21 protein-coding genes are annotated in these 19962 nt (G+C 65.2%); 7 read left to right on the top strand and 14 right to left on the bottom strand.

Annotation, left to right across the window (positions count from 1 at the left end; translation table 11 throughout):
* Window positions 1-268: 268 nt before the first annotated feature.
* Entirely contained in the window at window positions 269-1156 is an 888-nt protein-coding gene (locus MUU56_RS09175; protein ID WP_244766997.1) for a branched-chain amino acid aminotransferase, read from the top strand.
* A 54-nt stretch (window positions 1157-1210) separates the two neighbouring features.
* Here the strand turns inward: MUU56_RS09175 and MUU56_RS09170 are convergent, their stop codons facing one another.
* Both MUU56_RS09170 and hppD read right to left on the bottom strand, forming a co-directional pair.
* Complete coding sequence (locus MUU56_RS09170) at window positions 1211-1480, bottom strand: hypothetical protein (protein WP_244766996.1); 270 nt, start codon at window positions 1478-1480, stop codon at window positions 1211-1213.
* A 247-nt stretch (window positions 1481-1727) separates the two neighbouring features.
* On the bottom strand, window positions 1728-2831 hold the full coding sequence (gene hppD, locus MUU56_RS09165) for a 4-hydroxyphenylpyruvate dioxygenase (protein ID WP_244766995.1): 1104 nt from the start codon (window positions 2829-2831) through the stop codon (window positions 1728-1730).
* A gap of 87 nt (window positions 2832-2918) precedes the next feature.
* Here hppD and MUU56_RS09160 point away from each other — a divergent pair, with 87 nt between their 5' ends.
* From MUU56_RS09160 to MUU56_RS09150, 3 genes are all read left to right on the top strand, one after another.
* Window positions 2919-3419, top strand: a complete 501-nt coding sequence (locus tag MUU56_RS09160) for an Lrp/AsnC family transcriptional regulator (RefSeq protein ID WP_244766994.1) — start codon at window positions 2919-2921, stop codon at window positions 3417-3419.
* 137 nt (window positions 3420-3556) lie between these two features.
* Entirely contained in the window at window positions 3557-3721 is a 165-nt protein-coding gene (locus MUU56_RS09155) for a hypothetical protein (RefSeq protein WP_244766993.1), read from the top strand.
* Window positions 3722-3874: 153 nt separating this feature from the next.
* Entirely contained in the window at window positions 3875-4516 is a 642-nt protein-coding gene (locus MUU56_RS09150) for an MBL fold metallo-hydrolase (protein ID WP_244767159.1), read from the top strand.
* 341 nt (window positions 4517-4857) lie between these two features.
* On the opposite strand, the gene MUU56_RS09145 is transcribed toward MUU56_RS09150, so the two are convergent.
* From MUU56_RS09145 to MUU56_RS09125, 5 genes are all read right to left on the bottom strand, one after another.
* Window positions 4858-5319: a BA14K family protein gene (locus tag MUU56_RS09145; RefSeq protein ID WP_244766992.1), complete on the bottom strand. Its 462-nt coding sequence runs from the start codon at window positions 5317-5319 to the stop codon at window positions 4858-4860.
* A gap of 134 nt (window positions 5320-5453) precedes the next feature.
* Complete coding sequence (locus tag MUU56_RS09140) at window positions 5454-5669, bottom strand: cold-shock protein (protein WP_064330734.1); 216 nt, start codon at window positions 5667-5669, stop codon at window positions 5454-5456.
* Between the two features lie 460 nt (window positions 5670-6129).
* Complete coding sequence (locus tag MUU56_RS09135; protein ID WP_280530987.1) at window positions 6130-7281, bottom strand: PQQ-dependent sugar dehydrogenase; 1152 nt, start codon at window positions 7279-7281, stop codon at window positions 6130-6132.
* Between the two features lie 95 nt (window positions 7282-7376).
* The gene (locus tag MUU56_RS09130; protein ID WP_244766991.1) at window positions 7377-7577 is read right to left on the bottom strand and encodes a hypothetical protein; all 201 of its coding nucleotides are present in this window, start codon (window positions 7575-7577) and stop codon (window positions 7377-7379) included.
* 173 nt (window positions 7578-7750) lie between these two features.
* Complete coding sequence (locus MUU56_RS09125) at window positions 7751-8659, bottom strand: EAL domain-containing protein (RefSeq protein WP_244766990.1); 909 nt, start codon at window positions 8657-8659, stop codon at window positions 7751-7753.
* Window positions 8660-8982: 323 nt separating this feature from the next.
* Here MUU56_RS09125 and MUU56_RS09120 point away from each other — a divergent pair, with 323 nt between their 5' ends.
* Window positions 8983-10185, top strand: a complete 1203-nt coding sequence (locus tag MUU56_RS09120; RefSeq protein WP_244766989.1) for a pyridoxal phosphate-dependent aminotransferase — start codon at window positions 8983-8985, stop codon at window positions 10183-10185.
* Between the two features lie 235 nt (window positions 10186-10420).
* Window positions 10421-10663 carry a hypothetical protein gene (locus tag MUU56_RS09115; protein WP_244766988.1) on the top strand — a complete coding sequence of 81 codons (243 nt, stop codon included), beginning with the start codon at window positions 10421-10423 and terminating at the stop codon, window positions 10661-10663.
* Between the two features lie 82 nt (window positions 10664-10745).
* On the opposite strand, the gene MUU56_RS09110 is transcribed toward MUU56_RS09115, so the two are convergent.
* From MUU56_RS09110 to trxB, 5 genes are all read right to left on the bottom strand, one after another.
* On the bottom strand, window positions 10746-11840 hold the full coding sequence (locus MUU56_RS09110; protein WP_244766987.1) for a calcium:cation antiporter: 1095 nt from the start codon (window positions 11838-11840) through the stop codon (window positions 10746-10748).
* 153 nt (window positions 11841-11993) lie between these two features.
* A complete protein-coding gene (locus MUU56_RS09105) occupies window positions 11994-13115 on the bottom strand; it encodes an alkene reductase (protein ID WP_244766986.1) in 1122 nt (373 codons plus the stop codon).
* Window positions 13116-13146: 31 nt separating this feature from the next.
* On the bottom strand, window positions 13147-13452 hold the full coding sequence (locus MUU56_RS09100; RefSeq protein ID WP_244766985.1) for an ArsR/SmtB family transcription factor: 306 nt from the start codon (window positions 13450-13452) through the stop codon (window positions 13147-13149).
* Window positions 13453-13955: 503 nt separating this feature from the next.
* Window positions 13956-14852, bottom strand: a complete 897-nt coding sequence (locus MUU56_RS09095; protein WP_244766984.1) for a LysR family transcriptional regulator VtlR — start codon at window positions 14850-14852, stop codon at window positions 13956-13958.
* 112 nt (window positions 14853-14964) lie between these two features.
* Window positions 14965-15939, bottom strand: a complete 975-nt coding sequence (gene trxB / locus MUU56_RS09090) for a thioredoxin-disulfide reductase (protein WP_244766983.1) — start codon at window positions 15937-15939, stop codon at window positions 14965-14967.
* Window positions 15940-16191: 252 nt separating this feature from the next.
* Here trxB and MUU56_RS09085 point away from each other — a divergent pair, with 252 nt between their 5' ends.
* On the top strand, window positions 16192-16659 hold the full coding sequence (locus MUU56_RS09085) for an Lrp/AsnC family transcriptional regulator (RefSeq protein WP_023516337.1): 468 nt from the start codon (window positions 16192-16194) through the stop codon (window positions 16657-16659).
* 54 nt (window positions 16660-16713) lie between these two features.
* Here the strand turns inward: MUU56_RS09085 and MUU56_RS09080 are convergent, their stop codons facing one another.
* Both MUU56_RS09080 and MUU56_RS09075 read right to left on the bottom strand, forming a co-directional pair.
* Complete coding sequence (locus MUU56_RS09080) at window positions 16714-17673, bottom strand: mitochondrial fission ELM1 family protein (RefSeq protein ID WP_244766982.1); 960 nt, start codon at window positions 17671-17673, stop codon at window positions 16714-16716.
* Between the two features lies 1 nt (window position 17674).
* Window positions 17675-19906, bottom strand: a complete 2232-nt coding sequence (locus MUU56_RS09075) for a glycosyltransferase (RefSeq protein ID WP_244766981.1) — start codon at window positions 19904-19906, stop codon at window positions 17675-17677.
* Window positions 19907-19962: the final 56 nt, after the last annotated feature.

Here is a 19962-nt window from a genome sequence, read left to right as displayed (position 1 = left end):
GTCGCGCCACGTTGTCATTTCCTTTCATGCCTTGCCGTCTCCGCGTAATTTATAGCAAAATATGTCAGCTTTGTTGACATATTTTACCACCCTTGTTAGGGTCCCGCGCATCGTGCGGTTCCCGGGCGCCGAAGAAATCCGGTGTTTTTCCGATCCCCAATCTGGATTACGCTTATGATCGGGTAATCCAGGCCCGTTTCTGGTTAGACCGTAACGGGCGAAACAATCAACTTGAAAGAATGGCGCGGACGCGCCGGAGGATGAGACGATGGCAGTTCCTTTCGATCAACTGGACGGACAAATCTGGTTCAACGGCGAGTTCGTCGACTGGAAGGACGCGAAGATCCACGTGCTGACGCACGGCCTGCACTATGCGAGCGCGGTGTTCGAAGGCGAGCGCGCCTATGGCGGGCGCATCTTCAAGCTCACCGAGCATAACCAGCGCCTGCACACGTCCGCCGAGATCCTCGGCTTCAAGATTCCCTATTCCGTGGAAGAGCTGGACGCGGCGAGCATCGAGCTCCTGAAGCGCCAGGGCTTTTCCGAGGCCTATGCGCGGCCGATCGCCTGGCGCGGCTCGGAGATGATGGGCGTTTCGGCGCAGAACAACCGCATCAACGTCGCCATCGCCATCTGGCAGTGGGGCAGCTACTTCAACCCGGCCGAAAAGCTGAAGGGCATCCGCCTCGACATCGCCGAGTACCGTCGTCCCGACCCGAGGACCGCGCCCTCGAAGTCGAAGGCCGCCGGCCTCTACATGATCTGCACGATCTCCAAGCACGCCGCCGAAGCAAAGGGCTATGCGGATGCGATGATGCTCGACTATCGCGGCCAGGTGGCGGAGGCCACGGGTGCCAACATCTTCTTCGTCAAGGACGGCGTCATCCACACGCCGGTGCCGGACTGCTTCCTCGACGGCATCACGCGCCGCACGGTCATCGAGCTTGCCAAGCGCCGCGGCTACCAGGTGGTCGAGCGGGCGATCCTGCCGGAAGAGCTTTCGGACTTCTCCGAGTGCTTCCTCACGGGGTCGGCGGCGGAAGTGACGCCGGTTTCGGAAATCGGCCCCTACCGCTTCACGCCGGGCACGATCTGCGAAACGCTGATGAACGACTACATGAAGGAAGTGTATCCGGTCGCCGCCGCCGCGGAGTGAGCGGCTAATCCGGGTGATGAACCGGGCGGCCCTTTCGGGCCGCCTTTCGTTTGCTCAGGCCGGCTTCTTGCCCAGCACCGCGCCGACGATCGCCGTCAGCACGCCGCCGCCGACGAGGCCGCCGATGCCGTCGGCGACGAGGCCCGAGAGGCCGGCTTCCCCGCCCAGCATCTGCAGGAGAAAGCCGCCACCGACACCACCGATGGCGCCGACGATGGTGCGGACGATCGCGCTCACGGCCGCCTGTTTCAGGGCGGCGCCGGCCACGTTGCCGCCAATGGCACCGGCGATGAGCTGCGTGATGATGGGCATCAATGCTTCCATGACTTCCCCTCCGAAAGGTCCGCCCGGAATGGAGAGTGATCCGGACCGGACACTTGCCTCGCTACCGGGGCGCGGCCTGGAGCCCGCGCGCCCGTTGCCGAAAAATTCGGCACCGGCAACGTGCGGACAAAACTGGGATAAGTCAATTTGCCCGTGTGCTCCTGCACCGGAGTTTTTTTGAACGAAAAGAGGCGGCCGCTCAGCGGCCGCCTCTTCCTTCCCCGCAGTGGCTTGGTTGCCGCGGTTGTTATTCTGCTGCGATGACGCCCCGGCGGATCTGATCCTCTTCGATCGATTCGAAGAGCGCCCGGAAGTTGCCCTCGCCAAAGCCTTCGTCACCCTTGCGCTGGATGAATTCGAAGAAGATCGGGCCGATTACGGTCTTCGAGAAGATCTGGAGCAGGATCTTCGTCATGCCGCCGTCGATGACGCCTTCGCCGTCGATCAGGATGCCGTGCTTCTTCATGCGCTCGACCGGCTCTTCATGGCCGACGACGCGCACATAGGAGCGGTCGTAATAGTTGTCCGGCGGGCCGGGCATGAACTTCACGCCGTTGTCGGCCAGCCTGTCGGTGGCGTCGTAGATCGCGTCCGTGCCGACGGCGATGTGCTGGATGCCTTCGCCCTTGTACTTCTTCAGGTATTCGACGATCTGGCTCGTCTCGTCCTTCGATTCGTTGAGCGGAATGCGGATCTTGCCGCAGGGCGAGGTGATGGCGCGCGAGACGAGGCCGGTGATGCGGCCGTCAATGTCGAAGAAGTGGATCTGCTTGAAGCCGAACAGCTCGCGGTAGAAGTCCCACCACTTGTCCATGTTGCCGCGATAGACATTGTGGGTGAGGTGATCGAGATAGTAGAAGCCGACGCCGGCCGGTTTCGGGTCGCGCTCGCCCGTCCAGTCGAATTCCGCGTCATAGGCGGAGCCCTTGGCGCCGTATTTCTCGACGAAGTAGAGCAGCGAGCCGCCGATGCCGACGATGGCGGGCACGTCGAGCGCCTTGTCGTCGCCTTCATAGGGCGTCGCGCCCTTGGAGACGGCATGGGCGAAGGCGTGTTTCGCATCGACCACGCGCCAGGCCATGGAGGCGGCGCACGGGCCGTGCAGGCCGGCGAATGTCATGGCGTGCGAGCCGGGCTCGGCATTGATGACATAGTTGATGTCGCCCTGGCGCCAGACGGAGATCGCCTTGGTGCGGTGGGTCGCGACCTTGCTGTAGCCCATGCGGGCGAACAGCTCTTCCAGCTTTTCCGGCTCGGGATGGGCGAATTCGACGAACTCGAACCCGTCGGTCCCGGCCGGGTTGTCGGCGGTGATCAGCGCCGGCGGTGCGTCATGCGGGAAAGGGCCCATCCTTCGTCCTCCTCGATGGTGATGGCGGGAAGTATGGCGCGTCTTCCATGCAATGTGCATGCATAGTGCTTGCGCTTTGGCAATTTCATGCGATCTTCGTGCATCATATGGAGACTTGGAGGGAAATCCGTGCAACTGGACGACTTCGACCGTAAACTGCTCGCGCATCTGCAGGAGGATGCGCGCCTGACGAACAACGAACTGTCCGAGCGCATCCATCTTTCCCCCTCGCAATGTTCGCGCCGGCGCATCCGGCTGGAGGAGGAGGGCATCATCCGCGCCTACCGGGCGGAGCTCGACCGCGAGAAGCTCGATCTCGGCATCGTCATCGTCGTCACGGTGACGCTTTCGACGCACAACCGCGACAATGCGGTGCGCTTCGCGCGGCTGATCTCCAACCTGCCGGAAGTGCTGGAGGCTTTTTCGCTGACGGGGGAGATGGACTATATCATCAAGGTGGTCGTGCCGAACCTCAAGGCGCTGTCGGCCTTCGTCAATGATGTGCTGCTGCCGCACGAATCCGTTTCGCATGTGAAGACCGCCATCGTGCTCGATACGCTGAAGGAGACGATGGCGCTGCCGCTCTGAGCACTGTTGCCGGTGTGCAACAGTGATCCCCGTTGCCCTGTTCCCGCGGGAACACGCCCGACTCTGCCGCCGTTGTAGAAACCGATCACAACGAACGAGACAGCGCCGAGCACGGCCGACAGCCAGGGAACAGGATCATGCAGACGAACACCCCGAAACAGGACAACCCGGTCGCCAATCGCCTCCGTCCGGTCGTCTACCTCTATGCCGCGGTCAACATCGCCGTCGTGGCGCTGCTTTTCTCCACCGTCTCGCCGACGCTGGCGACCGGCCCCGCACAGGAGATCGCCAGCCTGCGCTGAGGGCGTCCGGTTTTCGCGTGGCTCGCCGCATGATCCCGGAGTCGGTTGAAGGGCTTATGCGCAAGACCTGACGTTCTGCAGCATGCTTTGCGCGCGGCGCCGTAATGGCTATATCAGGCGCAACGCGGCACTTTGAGCGAGGACCCCATGGGCATGCTTCAGGCGGGCATCATTCCCGTCACCCCCTTCCAGCAGAACTGCACCATTCTCTTCGACAGCGAGACCAAGGAGGGCGTGGTCGTCGATCCGGGCGGCGATGTCGACGTGATCCTCAACACGCTGAAGGAGAACGGCATCACGGTGAAGGCGATCTGGCTGACGCATGGCCATATCGATCATGCCGGCGGCGCGAAGGAACTGAAGGAGGCGCTCGGCGTCGATATCGTCGGGCCGCACAAGGACGACCTGTTGCTGCTGCAGCGGCTGGAGGCGCAGGCCTCGATGTTCGGCGTGCCGATGAAGGTGAGCAATGTCGTGCCGGACCGCTGGCTCGAGGACGGCGACACGGTATCCTTCGGCGACCACACGTTCGAGGTCTACCACACGCCCGGCCATGCGCCGGGCCACGTCATCTATTTCCACCGCGGCCAGGGCTTCGCCCATCTCGGCGACGTGCTCTTCCACGGCTCGATCGGCCGCACGGACCTGCCGGGCGGCAACCACCAGCAGCTCCTGGAGTCCATCCGCGACAAGGTGTTCCCGCTCGGCGACGAGGTCGGCTTCCTCTGCGGGCACGGGCCGGGCGGCAAGATCGGCGAGGAGCGGCGCAGCAATCCGTTCCTGCGCGGGCTTTAAAGACAAAGGCGCGTGCCGTTATGGTCAGGCCCGACGACCCATCCATGTTCCGGGCACCGCGGTAGATCCTCGGGTCGAGCCCGAGGATGACGCCGGGGGTGGGGTGAGGTCGCCAAAAAAATCAAGGCGGACGCTATGCCGCGCCTGTCGGGCCGTTGACGATTTCCGCCAAACCTCTCCTCCGTCGTGGTCGGGCTTGCCCCGGCCATCCATGCTCCGGGCACGCTGGCGGATCCTCGGGCCATGCCTAAGGATGACGTCGCGAGTGCGGTTGGGGTCGGCAAAAAACCAAGGCGGGCGCCGTGATGGCGCCCGCCTCTCGATGCCGGTCCGGTCCGGCCTCAGCCGGCGGTGCAGAAATGTTCCAGCCCGTCATAGCCGACGAAGGTGCCGGTGCGCGGGTTGAACGAGCGGTAGCGCTGGGCGCAGTAATCGTACCAGGATTGCGTCCACGGCTCGTAGGTCGGCACGACCACGCGCTCGCGGTAGATCACGCGCGGCTCGGGCTCGGGGTAATAATCCGGCTCGACATAGACGCGGCGTTCCTCGTAGCGCGGCTGGGAGGCGATCGCGCCGCCGATGATCAGGCCGGTGGCAAGGCCGAGCGCACCGCCGACGACAGCGTCGCGGCCATGGTCGCGGTCGCGGTGATGGCGGCGCGGCTTGCGGTATTCATAGGTATCGCCTTCGCGCCAGTAGCCATCGCGGTTGCGGTCACGCGCTTCAACGATGCCGGTCGTTGCGGTGAGGGTCGTCGCGGCGACGGCGGCGGACAGCACCAGGGTCTTGAGAAACTTGTTCATGACGTCTTTCCCTACGCTCCGGCCCAATGCCGGCTGATGGCGAGGAAACTAGACAAACGAGGCTGAATGGCGGCTGAACGAAAAAACCCGGCATCTCTGCCGGGCTTCAACTGAAATTCCTGAAAGCCGCTGGATCAGCCGGCGATCTGCAGGTTGACCGCCTTCGGGCCTTTGCCGCGGCGATCGGGTTCCGTGTCGAAGCTTACCTTCTGGTTCTCGGAAAGGCCGTTCAGGCCGGAGGCCTGCACAGCGGAAATGTGTACGAAGATATCCGCACCACCGTTGTCGGGCTTGATGAAGCCAAAGCCCTTCTCGGTGTTGAAGAATTTTACGGTGCCAGTCTCGGCCATGCGTCAGGTCCTTTTCTCTCTGCCCGTATATTTGGCGGCGGGCAGCATATCAGTTTTGCCCCAAGGGGCGTTAGGCAGGCAGTTCTCGAGGTTGAGGAAAGGGTCCTGTTTTCACCGCAGCCAGCCAGCCAGATAGTCCCGTGGACCGTCCGGATCTTGGCTGCCCGGAATTGTTTCGCGTCTCCGGCGCGCTTTTATTCAAGGTCTTCCCGTGTTCGCAAATTGCCCGAACGGCGCAAGAGTGATGTGTTTGCGTTAAATTGGCAAGCAAAAGTTTTGCCGCCGGTTTGCCGCGCCTCACTTTGGTCAAATTCCGGGCGATTGCCGAAAAAACCCGCAGGCTCTGCGGGGCTTTGCAGTTTTCGTATGATTTATATTGCGCTGCCGAAGGAAGGGCTGTGCATGTGCGGTGCCGCCATACTTGGGCGGACGCGGCCGGACAGGCCAAGGCCAGACGATGTCAGTCCGTCGTGGTCGAGCGCGAGACGCGCAGCAGCGCGCCGTTCGTATCGTCCGTCACGAGCAGCAGCGCGCCGTCGGGCGCCACGATGACATCGCGGATACGGCCGAATTCGCCGCCGAACATCCGCTCCTCCGCGACGATGGCGCCGCTTTCATCGCGCTCCAGCCGGGCGACGAGCTGGTATTTGAGGGCGGTGACGATCAGGTTGCCCTCCCATTCCGGGAACATCGCGCCGCGATAGACGGCGATGGCGCCCGGCGCGATGGACGGGTCCCAATAATAGAGAGGCGGCTCGAACCCTTCCGCCGCCGAGCCGAGATCGAACTCCGCGCCGGAATAGTGCCTGCCGTAGGAGACGAGGGGCCAGCCATAGTTGCGGCCGGGCTGCGGGGCGTTGATTTCGTCGCCGCCGCGCGCGCCGTGCTCGACGGTGAGCAGCGTGCCGTCCTTCGGGTCGATGGTCAGGCCCTGCGGGTTGCGGTGGCCCTTCGACCAGATCTCTGCCAGCCCCTCGGCACTGCCGAGGAACGGGTTGTCGGCATGCGGGCTGCCGTCCGGGTTGATGTGCAGGATGGCGCCGGCATGGTCGCGCGGGTCCTGCGCGCGAGGCCCTTGGCCTCGGTCGCCGATGCCGAAGAACAGGCTGCCGTCCCCGGCGATGGCGATGCGCGAGCCGAAATGCTGGCCGCGCGCGGTGAGGCGGTTCATCAGGAAGATGCGCGTCGTGTCCTCCAGCGCCGTGCCGTCGGCCGAAAGCCTCGCCCTGGCCACCGCCGTGCCGGAGCCGCCATTGCCGCGGGCGCTGTAGGTCAGGTAGAGCGTGCGGCTGCTGGCGAAATCCGGGGCGAGCGCGATGTCGAGCAGGCCACCCTGGCCGGTGGTCGAGACTTCGGGCACGCCGCGAAGCGGGGCGGAGACCTTTCCGTCGCGCACGAGGCGGAGCGTGCCGCCCTTTTCGGAAACGAGGTAGGCGCCGTCGGGCAGGACCTCGACGGACCAGGGCTGTTTCAGGCCCGTCGCCAGCGTCTCGACGACGAGCGCGGCCTTCTTGCTGGGGATTTCGCGGGTTTCGGCGGCGGATGCGGGGGAGGCCAGAAGCGTCGCGGTCAGGAGGAGCGTCGCGGCGGTGCCCGCCAAAATGCCTTTCAAGGGCCGATTGTCCTGTCGCATCGCCGTCTCCTGTCTTCTGCCGTTAACTGGCCCAGAGGCGAGCGGCTTTCAAGGGCGGGGCCGGGGCGGGCGGCTCACTTTTGCGTGGGCTCGACGTGAGGCTCCGTCTTTTCGATGCCGGAGGTCTTGATCGTGTCGAGCGCGACGGCCGGCGGCGACATCAGGCTGATCACCATCGCGACGCAGGCGGCAAGCGCCGTCATCGCGATCAGGAACATGGCGCGGGACTCGCGTGCCTTCGGCTTCCTGCCGATCTTGTCTTCATCCAGAAACATCGTTTTCCCCTCCTGTCCTTCGCTTGCCTTGGCATCGAAAAAGCCCGCCGAAATCGGCGCGACGACGACCGAATTGCGGCAAGGCCCGACATTTATTGTGGCGAAAAGGTGGCAGGGTAAAAAAGGCGGATTTTCAGTGCGTTCGACCGAATAGAGCGCGCGGCTCCGCCGTCCTAGATGCCTCTTCGGCCGAACTGGCGGACGGGGCGCGTGGCGCGGTTTTCCACCGGCGCGGAGCCTGCCGTGGCAGATGCGGCCGCGGGGGCCTGCGCCGGCGCGTCGTCGCCTTCGGGAAAGGTGAGGTTGAAGCTCGTCGGGGCCGGTTCCGGCCGGGCGAGCAGATAGCCCTGCATCAGCGGCCCGCCCATGTCGCGGCACAGCGCGATCATCTCCGGTTCCTCGATGCCGCCGACGATGGCACGGATGCCCTTGTGCGCGAACTGGCCGATGACGACGCGCAACAGGGCGAGGCCGGCGGAGTTTTCGGCAAAGCTGCGCAGCCAGGCGGTGTCGAAGGTGACGAATTGCGGCTTCAGGCGCTCCAGCCGCGCAAGATCGCGGTCCTCGCCCATATAGTTGTCGATGGCGATGGCAAAGCCGGCGCCGTGCAGGCGCGCAGCGAAGGACGCCAGCATGTCGAGTTCGTCCTGCGGGTGCTCGCGGATCTCGCAGGCGATGCGCGCCGGCGGCAGGCCCGCCTCGTGCGCGGCGAGCCGCAGCCATTCCACCTCCTGGCGGATCGCCTGGGGCGTCGTGTAGAGGCCGGCGTGGAAATTGATGATCAGCGCGGCCTCGCGCCGGCCGAGCGCGCCGGCGTTGAGGATGTGCAGGCTGCGGCAAAGCCCGTCCACCGCCGTGCGCTCCTCCTCCGGCACCCGCGCGAAGAATTCCGCCGGGGAGCAGGGCATGTCGCCCGCGCTGGCGCGGATCAGGCCCTTGAACGCGGCGATCTGCAGCCGGCCGTCCGGCCGCTCCGAAAAGATCGGCTGGAGGGCGGATTGCAGCAGGAACGGGCCGTAGGCTGCGCCGAAGGCGCCGTCCGGCTGCCGGACGAGATTGGAGAAGATGCTTCTTTCGCTCATGCAGCGCACCATCCGCTGGGACGTCCCGACCGCACGATCATAGGCGACACCCGTTAATGCCGGCTTAATCCTTCGCGTAAAAATCTCTTCTGTTGCACGTCATTTCAACCAATTGGTGTGTCGCTTTCCAGGCAGGCCCGCAATCCATTCCCTCCGTTGATGGGCTTCATGAATTTTTGCGGTAGAGCCCGCATTTCCCGCTTTTTTCGTCCTTCGTGCTTGCAAGACCCGCCCACATTCGACATAGACCTAACCGCTATGGAGCCGGCGCTCCGGGTCCATGGCGTCAAGCCGTCTTTGAACCCGATGAGGACATCTCCATCATGGCCTTTCTTGCCGACGCCCTTTCCCGTGTGAAGCCTTCCGCCACCATCGCCGTTTCCCAGAAAGCGCGTGAACTGAAAGCGAAAGGCCGTGACGTCATCGGGCTCGGTGCTGGCGAGCCGGATTTCGACACGCCCGACAACATCAAGCAGGCCGCCGTCGACGCGATCAACCGCGGCGAGACGAAGTACACGCCGGTCTCCGGCATTCCGGAACTGCGCGAAGCGATCGCCAGGAAGTTCAAGCGCGAGAACGGCCTCGACTACACCGCCGCGCAGACGATCGTCGGCACCGGCGGAAAACAGATTCTTTTCAACGCCTTCATGGCGACGCTGAATCCGGGCGATGAAGTCGTCATCCCGACGCCCTACTGGGTGTCCTACCCGGAAATGGTGTCGCTTTGCGGCGGCACGCCGGTCTTCGTTGCCACGACGCAGGAAAACAAGTTCAAGCTGAAGGCCGAGGACCTCGAAAAGGCGATCACGCCGAAGACTAAGTGGTTCATCTTCAACTCGCCGTCCAACCCCTCGGGCGCCGCCTACAGCCATGACGAGCTGAAGGCGCTGACGGACGTGCTGATGCGCCACCCGCATGTCTGGGTGCTAACGGACGACATGTACGAGCACCTGACCTACGGCGACTTCAAGTTCGCCACCCCGGTCGAGGTCGAGCCCGGCCTCTACGACCGCACGCTGACCATGAACGGCGTCTCCAAGGCCTATGCGATGACCGGCTGGCGTATCGGCTATGCGGCCGGTCCGCTCGCCCTCATCAAGGCCATGGACATGATCCAGGGCCAGCAGACGTCGGGTGCGTGCTCGATCGCCCAGTGGGCGGCCGTCGAGGCGCTCAACGGCACGCAGGATTTCATTCCGGCAAACAAGAAGATCTTCGAGGGCCGCCGCGACCTCGTCGTCTCGATGCTCAACCAGGCCAAGGGCATCGAGTGCCCCTCGCCGGAAGGCGCCTTCTACGTCTATCCGTCCTGCAAGGGACTGATCGGCAAGACCGCGCCGTCGGGCAAGGTCATCGAGACGGACGAGGACTTCGTCTCGGAGCTTCTGGAAGCCGAAGGCGTCGCCGTCGTGCATGGCTCGGCCTTCGGCCTCGGCCCGAACTTCCGCATCTCCTATGCGACCTCGGAAGCCCAGCTTGAAGAAGCCTGCAAGCGCATCCAGCGCTTCTGCGCGGCCTGCACGTAAGCGGCGAGCCAAGCCCGCCGGCAAGGGCCGGTGCGACAAACCCCGCCCGCCCGCTGCCGTCGTCCTCGGCCTTGAGCCGAGGACCAGCCACCGCATCCGGAGGGTGGACGGGAGGCTGGCGGATCTTCTCGACAATTCGGCCCGCCGGCGACGGCGGGTTTTTTATTGCCGTCCCCCCGTGAAATTTCCGCTTTCGTTGCCGATATTGAGGGAAAGCGAATCCTGGAGCAGGACCATGAAAATGAAGTCACTCGCCGTAACCGCCCTGGCGGCCCTTGCCGTCGCCGCGCCCGCCATTGCCGCGGACGGTTACGAGAACGGCGCCGAGCGGGCGCCGCGCGGCAGCGCAGTCAGCGAACGGGCGCAGTACATGTCGTTCTACGACTATTTCTTCAACAACCCGGGCAAGTCCCGCACGCTGCGCTACGATCCCGGCGAATATTACAAGGGCCTGACCCGGGAATACGACCGGCCGTAACGGCCCTTGCCCCTATCCCGGAGCATTTGCTCTTCACGCATTTCCGGACGCAAAGCTGCTGCGCACGTTTGCTGGAAATGCTTTAGAGCCCGATCATCGTCAGCATGACGAAGGTGGCGAAGAGGATGAAGTGCGTCATGCCCTCGATGGCGTTCGTCTCGCCGTCGTTGAGGTTGATGGCGGCGGCGATCAGCGTGATCATCACCATGACCGTCTGCACCGGCGTCATCGCCATGATGAAAGGCTGGCCGGTGTAGAGGGCGATCGCCTCCATGACGGGCACCGTGAGGATGACCGTTGAAAGCGAGGCGCCCATGGCGATGTTGACGACGGACTGCATGCGGTTGGCGAGCGCGGCGCGCAGCGCCGTCAGGATTTCCGGCGCGGCGGAGATCCCCGCGACGATGACGGCCATCAGCGCCGGCGGGGCGCCCGTGCCCTTGAGGCCGGTGGCGAGCAGCACCGACATGACTTCGGCCAGCGCGCCGATCAGCACCACGCCGAAGACGATGATGACGATCGAGACGCTCGCCGCCTCGCTGTCGTCCGGCGCCTTGCTCGGCAGGCCCTCCTTCCGTTCGGCGCGCGGATAGGCGTAGCTGAAGAAATAGCTGTGCGCGCCCACCTGCATGCGCAGGAAGAGGGCGTAGAGCGCGATCATCGCGCCGATGGTGAAGGCCGAATAGAGATGCCAGCTTTCGCGCGGCACGAATTCCGGCACGACCATGGAAATGCCCATGGCCGTCAGGATCATCACGCCATAGGTCTTTCCCGAATCGTCGTTGTAGGGCTGTTCGCCATGGCGGATGCCGCCGAGGAGGGCGGCGAGGCCGAGAATGCCGTTGATGTCGAGCATCACGGCGGCATAGATCGTGTCGCGCACCAGCGTCGGCGACGTCTCGCCCTGCATCATGATCGCCAGCACCACGACCTCCACCAGCACCGCCGCCAGAGTCAGGATCATCGTGCCGTAGGGATCGCCCACCTTCGAGGCGAGGATTTCCGCGTGATGGGCGATGCGGGTGGAGACGAGGATGATGGCGGAAACGAGCGCGAAGGCCGCGACGAGCACCGGCAGGCGGCCCATCTCCAGGAGACTGTGCTCCGTCGCATAGGCGAGGAGGGCGGCGGCAAGGCCGACGAACAGGAAACGTTCCTTCAGCAGGCTGGAGAGCATGGGCGGGCGGCCTTTCGACAGATGTGCTGGAATAGATGTAGCCGAGCCGCGCAAAAAGAAAACGCCCGCAGGGAGGAGACTGCGGGCGTTCTGTCCTCCCTCGGGGGAGGAGGCACCGGGGAGCTGGATTGCGCAGCATCCCGGTGAGAAATGTCAGGCGACGTTTTCGAGGATCGGATAGTCAGTGTAGCCCCTGGCGCCGCCGCCGTAGAAGGTATCCTTGTCCGGCGTGTTCAGCACCGTGTCGTTCTTCAGCCGCTCGACGAGGTCCGGGTTGGCGATGAAGAGCTTGCCGAAGGCGACGAGGTCGGCCCTGCCGCTTTCGACGGCGTCGATGGCGAGCGCCCGGTCGTAGCCGTTGTTGACCATCCAGGCCGCCTTGCCGCCGGCGGCCTTGTAGGCCGCGCGCAACGCCGCATAGTCGAAGGGTGCGTCGCCCTGCTGGTGGTCACGCGCCCCGCCCGTCGCGCCTTCGATGATGTGGATATAGGCAAGGCCATACCTGGCGAGGCCTTCGACCACATGGGTGAAGAGCGGCTGCGGGTTCGGGTCGAAGGCATCGTTGGCGGGTGTGACCGGCGAGATCCGGATCGCGGTGCGGCCGGCGCCGATTTCTGCGGTGATGGCGTCGACGACCTCGAAGAGCAGGCGGGCGCGGTTCTCGATCGAGCCGCCATAGTCGTCCGTGCGGGTGTTGCTGCCGGACCGCAGGAACTGGTCGATCAGGTAGCCGTTGGCGGCATGGATCTCGACGCCGTCGAAGCCGGCGTCGATGGCGGCGCGGGCGGCGCGGCGATAGTCCTCGATGATGCCGGGCAGCTCGGTTCTCTCCAGCGCGCGCGGCTCGGAGGTCTCGGCAAAGCTGCCGCTGCCGTCGGCATTGACGAGATAGGTCTTCGACTTGGCGCGGATCGCCGACGGGGCGACCGGCTTGCCGCCGTTCGGCTGCAGCGTGTCATGCGAGATACGGCCGACATGCCACATCTGCACGACGATCTTGCCGCCGGCCTTGTGCACGGCATCGGTGACTTCCTTCCAGCCTTCCAGCGCTTCCGGCTTGTAGAGGCCCGGCACGTCGGCATAGCCCTGGCCCTGGTGGCTGATGGCGGTCGCTTCGGTGATGAGCAGGCCGGCGCTGGCGCGCTGCTCGTAATAGGCGGCATTCAGCGTGTTCGGCACGGCGCCCGGCGAACGGTTGCGCGTCAGCGGCGCCATGACGATGCGGTTGGCAAGCTGGATGTCGCCGATCTTGAGGGGGTCGAAAAGCGAGGTCATGGTAGTCCTTCTTCTGGCTTGGGGAGAGCGCTCAAAGCGAGCGGTTGATGTGGTGGAGGAAGGCCGCGATCTTTTCCTCGTCGCGTTTGAAGAACACCCATTGGCCGACCTTGCGCGTCGTCACGAGGCCGGCGCGCTGGAGGGTGGCAAGATGGGCGGAGACGGTGGATTGCGAGAGCGCGCAGCGCTTTTCGATCTGGCCGGCGCAGACGCCGAAATCCAGCGGGTGCTCCTGGCCGGCGAAATGCCGCTGCGGCTCCTTCAGCCAGGCGAGGATTTCCAGCCGCTTGGGATGGGCGAGGGCCTTGAGGATTTCGTCGGCGTCGAGCTCGGTCATGTCGATCGTGGTTCAGCGATGAGTATATCGTATATCAACGATATTGGGTTCGCCGTTTTCCGATGCAAGAGGTCCAGGCAAAAAAAGAGGGCCACAAGCGAAGCTTGGGCCCTGCAGGTGTGAAGGTATTAGAACCTCCAGAGGGGAACAGCCAACGCGCGGCACTGGGAGGAGAAAGACCGCAAGTGCGTCGGCTGAATTGAATATGGGGGAGACAGGCCGCTTCTTCAAGGGAAACGCGTGCCAAGTTTTGCAGGAAGCGTGAAAATTCCGTCTTGGTTAACGGAAGGCAAAAAAAGAGGGCCGCAAGGTCAACTTGGGCCCTTTATAGTTTTGAAGGTAATAAAACCTCCAGAGGGGAACAGCTGGTGCGGTGGCACTGGGAGGAAAAAGCCACCAAAGTGCATCAGCTGCGTGCGATATGATGGTTTTATGGGCATACATCAATCATTTAATGTGCATGCCAGCCATGCATGGGACGCAGGCCTGCCGAATCCGCTCCCTCAGAAGTTCCAGTTGCGCGCCTTGGCGACGATGAAGTCTCTGAAAACCTTGAGCTTGGCGGAATTCTTCATCTCGCTCGGATAGCAGAAATAGGTATCGAAGGAGGGGATATCCGCGCTCAGCGGCAGCTGCAGCAGGCCGGGGTCGCGCCCCACGATGTAGTCGGGCAGCATGGCGACGCCGATGCCGAGCAGGCAGGCGCGCTTGATCGAGGTCTGGCTGTTGATCTGCAAGACGGAAGGGCGCGGATTGTCGGAATCGCGTCCGGCGATCTCCAGCCAGTTCACATCGAGCAGGTAGCTCGGCGCGGGCTCGCCGAAGGTGATGATCTTGTGGTTGTCGAGATCATCGATCGACTGCGGCTCGCCGTAGCGGTTGATGTAGGAGGGCGCGGCATAGATGTGCATGTGCACGGTGAAGAGCCGGCGCTGGATGAGGTCCGACTGCTGCGGTTCGCGCAGGCGGATGGCGCAGTCGGCATGGCGCATGTTCACGTCCAGCTCCTCGTTGTCGAGGATGAGCTGCACCTGCATGTCGGGGTAGAGCGCGAGGAATTCCTGCACCTTGTCGGTCAGCCAGCCCTGGCCGAGGCCGACCGTGGTGGTGATGCGCAGCTTGCCGCTCGGCTTCTCGGTGTTTTCCGTCAGCTGCACGCGCACGCTTTCGAGCTTCATCAGCACGTCGTGCGCGGTGCGGTAGAGGATCTCGCCCTGCTCGGTGAGGATGAGGCCGCGGGCATGGCGGTGGAAGAGCTTGATGCCGACATCCTGCTCCAGCGCGCTCACCTGGCGGCTGATGGCCGATTGAGAAAGATGCAGCTTGTCTGCGGCATGCGTGAACGAGCCCGCCTCGGCCGCGGCATGAAAGATCCGCAGCTTGTCCCAATCGAGCGGCATTCTGACCCCCATATGTCTTTGTGGCGGGGAGCGCGTGCTTCCCGCCCGGTCGCTGATTCAACTGTTCCCACGCGGGCGGTCGGACTATCCCGCCACCCTTTGTTGGCGGCTTCTACTCGGCCGCAATTGCGACAGGCATATGACCTGCAAGGTATTTTTCGGTTTCGAGGGCCGCCATGCAGCCCATGCCGGCCGCCGTCACCGCCTGGCGATAGATATCGTCGGTGACGTCGCCTGCGGCAAAAACGCCCGGCACGTCCGTCGCCGTGGAATCGGGCGCCGTCCACAGATAGCCGTTCGGCTTCTGGCGCAGCTTGCCCTTGAAGAGCTCGACCGCCGGCGCATGGCCGATCGCCACGAACACGCCGTCCGTCGCCATGTCGCGCGTCTCGCCGGTCTTGACGTTGCGCAGCTTCACGCCGTTGACGGAGGCGGGCATCGGCGGCTTGGGATCGGCGCCGAGATATTCCACGACCTCATGGTCCCAGACGATCTTGACGTTCTCCTTGGCGAACAGGCGCTCCTGAAGGATGCGTTCCGCGCGGAAACTGTCGCGGCGGTGCACGACCGTCACGGTCCTGGCGAGGTTGGAGAGGTAGAGCGCCTCTTCCACGGCCGAATTGCCGCCGCCCACGACGATGACGTCCTTGCCCCGATAGAAGAAGCCGTCGCAGGTGGCGCAGGCCGAGACGCCGAAGCCCATGAACTTGGGCTCCGTGTCGATGCCGAGCCACTTGGCCTTGGCGCCCGTCGCGATGATCAGCGCGTCGGCGGTCCATTCGGCGCCGCTGTCGGTGGAGATACGGAAGGGGCGCACGTCGAGGTCGACACGGGTCACGAGGTCGTTGACGATCTCGGCGCCGACATGGCTCGCCTGCTTGAGCATCTGTTCCATCATCCACGGCCCCTGCACCGGATCGGCGTAGCCCGGGTAGTTTTCCACATCCGTGGTGATCATCAGCTGGCCGCCCTGTTCCATGCCGGCGATCAGCACCGGCTCCAGCATGGCGCGGGCGGTATAGATGGCGGCGGTGTAGCCGGCGGGGCCGGAGCCGATGATCAGCACCTTGACGTGGCGGGTGGACATGGTCGTTCCTTCCGGGGCCTTCCGCCCCAATGGGCCAATCCGCGCGGGTGGCGCGCAGGCATTGGCCGGCGTGTCGTTTTTCGACCCTCATTTATGAAGGGAGTGCCGTGAGTTTCAAGTGCGCGCAAGGCTTTGCCAACAGGCAAGCGAAGGCGCGTGACATATTTGTGCCGCTTGCGGTAACAATGTTGCGCTGATGTGGGCGATTCGGGTCACTTCCGGTCGCCGCCCTGAAAGGTTTCAAAAACTCCCATGTTTCGTGCCGAACTCGACGCCATCGACATCCGTATCCTGAAGGAGCTTCAGGCCGATGGCCGGATGACCAATGTGGAGCTCGCCGCCCGTGCCGGCATCTCCGCGCCGCCCTGTCTGCGCCGCGTGCGCAAGCTGGAGGAGGCAGGCATCATCGAAGGTTATACCGCGATGCTGAACGCCCCGGCGCTCGGCTACGACCTCGTCGCCTTCTGCATGGTCGGGCTCAAGCACCAGTCGGAGGCGAACCTCAAGGCCTTTGCCGCCGCGACGGGCGAATGGCCGATGGTGCGTCAGGCCTGGATGGTCTCGGGCGACAGCGACTTCCTCTTGCACTGTGTCGCCGAAAACCTCACGCGCTTCCAGGATTTCGTCATCGAGGAACTGACCGCCAATGCGCAGGTCGATACCGTGCGCACCATGCTGACGATCCGCCAGGTCAAGAAGGTCGGGCTGGTCGAGCTTTAGCGCAATACCGGCAAAAGTGCGAAGCGGTTCTGCGTCCGGAATTGCGCCGGAACTCTAGCTCGCCCGCCAGCGCTTCAGGATTTCCTCCGCCAGCCCGGGCGTCGAATTGACCGGTTTGGCATGGCCGTGCGCGGGTTCCTCCGGAAACCGGCCGATGACGGCCTCCTGCGACAGGGCGGCGATGAGCCTGTCGATCTTCGCATGGCCGCCGGACGGGTGGAAGATCTGCACGGGCACGCTCAGCGCGGCCGCCTCGCCCACCATGTTGGTCGAATCGGCGGTGACGACGATCTCGTCCGCCCATGACAGGTAGGCAAGGAGCGGGTTCTCCCCCGTGCCGTCCCAGAAGCGCACCTGGGGCCGGTTGCCGAGGCCGGAGAGGGCGTTGGCGAGCGGTGCCGGCGTGCGGCGCGACGTGGTGATCATCAGTCCGCAGCCATCCTCCAGCCTTGCCTCAAGGCCGCGAAGGAACCGGTCGTTGTCGGCGTCCGTGAACCGATGGTGCCGGCTGTCGCCCCCGACGAGCACGGCGACCCTCGGTCGGGGCAGGGGGGCGAGCGCCTCCGCAAAGGCGGCATGCGCGTCTGCCAGCCGTTCCGGGGAAAGCCGGTTGGGCGCGGTGGTGACGACGAGGACATTTGCGCCGCGGGGCGCATCATGCTGCTGCACGATAAGAAGGTCCGCGCCGTGCCGCCGGGTCCGGGGATCCTTGAAGAGCACGCAGAAGGTCGCGGGCGCCAGCGCCTTCAGCCGGCGCAGATAGGGCACCGCGCGCCGGCCCGTGGCAAGGCAGATGTCCGGAAAGGGCGGGGCGAGCGGCGAGCCGCTCTTCGCGGGCGCATCCTTCGGGTCGATCGGGCCCCATGGCATCAGCCAGGTGAAAGCACGCCGCGGCGCCACGCGCCGCAGGACCGGTACCGACCCCATGGCCTCCGCAAGGCCGATCAGCGGCTGCTCGTCGCCGGCCTTGCCGTCGGTCAGAACCCAGACGACGGGAGGGGCGCCCTTCGCCATCTCAGCGCCGCGGCCCCGCCATCAGCCGCTCATAGGCGGAAAACTCCTTCTCCAGCATCTGCCGGGTGGTGAAGTTGGCGAGCACATGCGCCCGGCCGTTCGTGCCCACGGCCTTCAGGCGGTCCGGGTCGGCAAGCGCCTCTTCAAGGGCGTCGGCAAGCGCGGCGGCGTCGCCGGGCGGCACGAGCCAGCCGGTCCTGCCGGGCAGGACCGTCTCCCGGCTGCCCCCGTGATCGGTGGCGATCACGGGCGTGCCCATTGCCTGCGCCTCGATCGCCGCCCGGCCGAAGGCTTCCGGATCGGTCGAGGCCGAAACCGCAAGATCGGCGGCGGCGAGGATCGCGGGGATATCCCGCCGGCTGCCCGTGAAGGTGACGCGGCCGTCGAGGCCGAGCCGTGCAATGTCGCGCTGGAGCTCGGCGACCAGCGCGTCCGAGCCGCCGCCGACGAAGGCGAGGCGAAGACCGGGACGATCGAGCCGGGCGGCGGCCTCCAGCAGCACGGCATGGCCCTTCCACCGCGTGATGCGGCCGACCATCACCACCAGCGGGCCGTCAGCCGAGGCGCCGAGCTCGCTGCGCAGGGCCGCCCGTGTTTCGGCCGATATGGCGGCAGGATCGAAGAGCTCCGGCTCGACGCCGCGCGGTGCGACGACGACGCGCGCCTGCGGAAAACCGTAGACGGTGACGATGTGGTCACGAATGAACCCGGAATTCGCGATGACCAGCGGCGCGCGCAGCATGGCGCTGTTGTAGAAGCGCTTCAGGGCGTTGCCGTGGCTGTAGACACCGTGGAAGGTCGTGACGAAACGCACCGGCCGGCGCGCCAGGCGGCAGGCGAGAAGGCCGACCCAGGCCGGCACGCGGCTGCGGGCATGGATGATGTCGATGCCCTCGGCGTCGACCAGCCGTGCGACGGCCCGTGCGGCCGAAATGGCGGAAAAGGGCGACTTCTTTCCGACCGGCAGCGTGACGTGCCTGGCGCCCGCGGCCTCCGCGGCGGCGACGAGCGGGCCGCCTGCGCTGGCGATCCAGTTCGGCAGGCCGAGCGTGCCAAGATGGCCGGCCATTTCGACGGCGCTGCGTTCCACGCCGCCATCGCCGAGGGCCGGGAGGAGCTGGAGAACGCGCGGTCCGGTGGTCGTCTGTGCTTCCGGCGGAGGCATCAGGAAATCCTCGATCTTGTGCTGCCAGGTCTGTTCGCGGGCATGGCGGGCGGCATTCTCGCCGAGCCGGAGCCGGAAGTCACGGTCGCCGAGCAGCGCGTCCAGCGCCGCCGTCACCGAGGCCGGATCGGCGCCGTCGCACAAAAGCCCCGTCTCGCCGTCGTGCACGGCATCCGCCGCCCCGCCGTCGCGGCCGGCAAGAGCCGGCACGCCATACCAGGCCGCCTCCAGATAGACGAGGCCGAAGCCTTCGACGGAATTGCCCTCGCGGCGCGCGGGCATGGCAAAGACGTCGGCGCGTGCCAGGAGGGCGGCCTTTTCCGCGTCCGACACGCGGCCGTGGAAGATGACCGCGCCGGCGATGCCGGCGTCTTTCGCGAGGCCTTCGAGCCGGGCGCGGTCCGCGCCGTCGCCGGCGACGTGCAGGGTCAGGCCGGGATAGGCCGGATGCAGGGCCGCGACGGCCTCGATCAGCCGGTCCACACCCTTGCGCGGCTCCAGCCGGCAGAGCGTCACGACCTGCAAGCCGTCGCCATAGGCCCTCCGCAGCGCCTCCAGCCGGTCGGGATCGGCCGCCGCCTGCGCCGGCACGGTGGGGGTGACGGTGCGCACCCGGCCGGCCGCCACATAGGGCGCGGCAAGGCTGGCGGTGAAGCTGGAATTGGCGATGACGTCCTTCGCCTTGGCCATGGCCGTCAGGATGCGCTGCGCCTTGCGCCGCGACGGGGCCGCGGGGAACTCCATGCCATGGGCGAGCACGGTGACGGGAACGGTGTCTATCGTGAGATTCTCGGCGCTCTTCCAGGTGTCGGTGATGATCCGGTCGTAGGTGCCGGAGCGGACAAGCCTTGCGGCGTCCCGCGCCTTGCGCCAGCGCCGCAGCGGCTTCCAGCCGGAGAAGCGCTTGATGCGGTAGGGGCGGCTTCCATCCGCGGCGTCCGGATCGTCGTCGGCCAGCACGGTGACGGTGTGGCCGCCCTCCTGCAGGGCAAGCGCCATCGAGCCCATCATGTTCTCGATCCCGCCGACGACCGGCGGGAAGCATTGCGTGAGTATGAGGATGTTCATGGGATGTGGGGCTCGAAAATGCGGCGTGTTCGCGGAACTCCTACCACCGGCCGGCG

The sequence above is a fragment of the Shinella yambaruensis genome (assembly GCF_022899355.1).
GTDB classification, from domain to species: Bacteria; Pseudomonadota; Alphaproteobacteria; order Rhizobiales; family Rhizobiaceae; genus Shinella; species Shinella yambaruensis.
Note: the sequence above shows the minus strand (reverse complement) of the source record. Positions and strands in the feature narration are given on the sequence as shown.

Excerpts from the sequence above, each read along its gene's own strand:
- MUU56_RS09175 (WP_244766997.1), top strand. The coding sequence starts at position 269 with ATGGCAGTTCCTTTCGATCAACTGGACGGACAAATCTGGTTCAACGGC.
- MUU56_RS09170 (WP_244766996.1), bottom strand. The coding sequence starts at position 1,480 with ATGGAAGCATTGATGCCCATCATCACGCAGCTCATCGCCGGTGCCATT.
- hppD (WP_244766995.1), bottom strand. The coding sequence starts at position 2,831 with ATGGGCCCTTTCCCGCATGACGCACCGCCGGCGCTGATCACCGCCGAC.
- MUU56_RS09160 (WP_244766994.1), top strand. The coding sequence starts at position 2,919 with ATGCGATCTTCGTGCATCATATGGAGACTTGGAGGGAAATCCGTGCAA.
- MUU56_RS09155 (WP_244766993.1), top strand. The coding sequence starts at position 3,557 with ATGCAGACGAACACCCCGAAACAGGACAACCCGGTCGCCAATCGCCTC.
- MUU56_RS09150 (WP_244767159.1), top strand. The coding sequence starts at position 3,875 with ATGCTTCAGGCGGGCATCATTCCCGTCACCCCCTTCCAGCAGAACTGC.
- MUU56_RS09145 (WP_244766992.1), bottom strand. The coding sequence starts at position 5,319 with ATGAACAAGTTTCTCAAGACCCTGGTGCTGTCCGCCGCCGTCGCCGCG.
- MUU56_RS09140 (WP_064330734.1), bottom strand. The coding sequence starts at position 5,669 with ATGGCCGAGACTGGCACCGTAAAATTCTTCAACACCGAGAAGGGCTTT.
- MUU56_RS09130 (WP_244766991.1), bottom strand. The coding sequence starts at position 7,577 with ATGTTTCTGGATGAAGACAAGATCGGCAGGAAGCCGAAGGCACGCGAG.
- MUU56_RS09125 (WP_244766990.1), bottom strand. The coding sequence starts at position 8,659 with ATGAGCGAAAGAAGCATCTTCTCCAATCTCGTCCGGCAGCCGGACGGC.
- MUU56_RS09120 (WP_244766989.1), top strand. The coding sequence starts at position 8,983 with ATGGCCTTTCTTGCCGACGCCCTTTCCCGTGTGAAGCCTTCCGCCACC.
- MUU56_RS09115 (WP_244766988.1), top strand. The coding sequence starts at position 10,421 with ATGAAAATGAAGTCACTCGCCGTAACCGCCCTGGCGGCCCTTGCCGTC.
- MUU56_RS09110 (WP_244766987.1), bottom strand. The coding sequence starts at position 11,840 with ATGCTCTCCAGCCTGCTGAAGGAACGTTTCCTGTTCGTCGGCCTTGCC.
- MUU56_RS09105 (WP_244766986.1), bottom strand. The coding sequence starts at position 13,115 with ATGACCTCGCTTTTCGACCCCCTCAAGATCGGCGACATCCAGCTTGCC.
- MUU56_RS09100 (WP_244766985.1), bottom strand. The coding sequence starts at position 13,452 with ATGACCGAGCTCGACGCCGACGAAATCCTCAAGGCCCTCGCCCATCCC.
- MUU56_RS09095 (WP_244766984.1), bottom strand. The coding sequence starts at position 14,852 with ATGCCGCTCGATTGGGACAAGCTGCGGATCTTTCATGCCGCGGCCGAG.
- trxB (WP_244766983.1), bottom strand. The coding sequence starts at position 15,939 with ATGTCCACCCGCCACGTCAAGGTGCTGATCATCGGCTCCGGCCCCGCC.
- MUU56_RS09085 (WP_023516337.1), top strand. The coding sequence starts at position 16,192 with ATGTTTCGTGCCGAACTCGACGCCATCGACATCCGTATCCTGAAGGAG.
- MUU56_RS09080 (WP_244766982.1), bottom strand. The coding sequence starts at position 17,673 with ATGGCGAAGGGCGCCCCTCCCGTCGTCTGGGTTCTGACCGACGGCAAG.
- MUU56_RS09075 (WP_244766981.1), bottom strand. The coding sequence starts at position 19,906 with ATGAACATCCTCATACTCACGCAATGCTTCCCGCCGGTCGTCGGCGGG.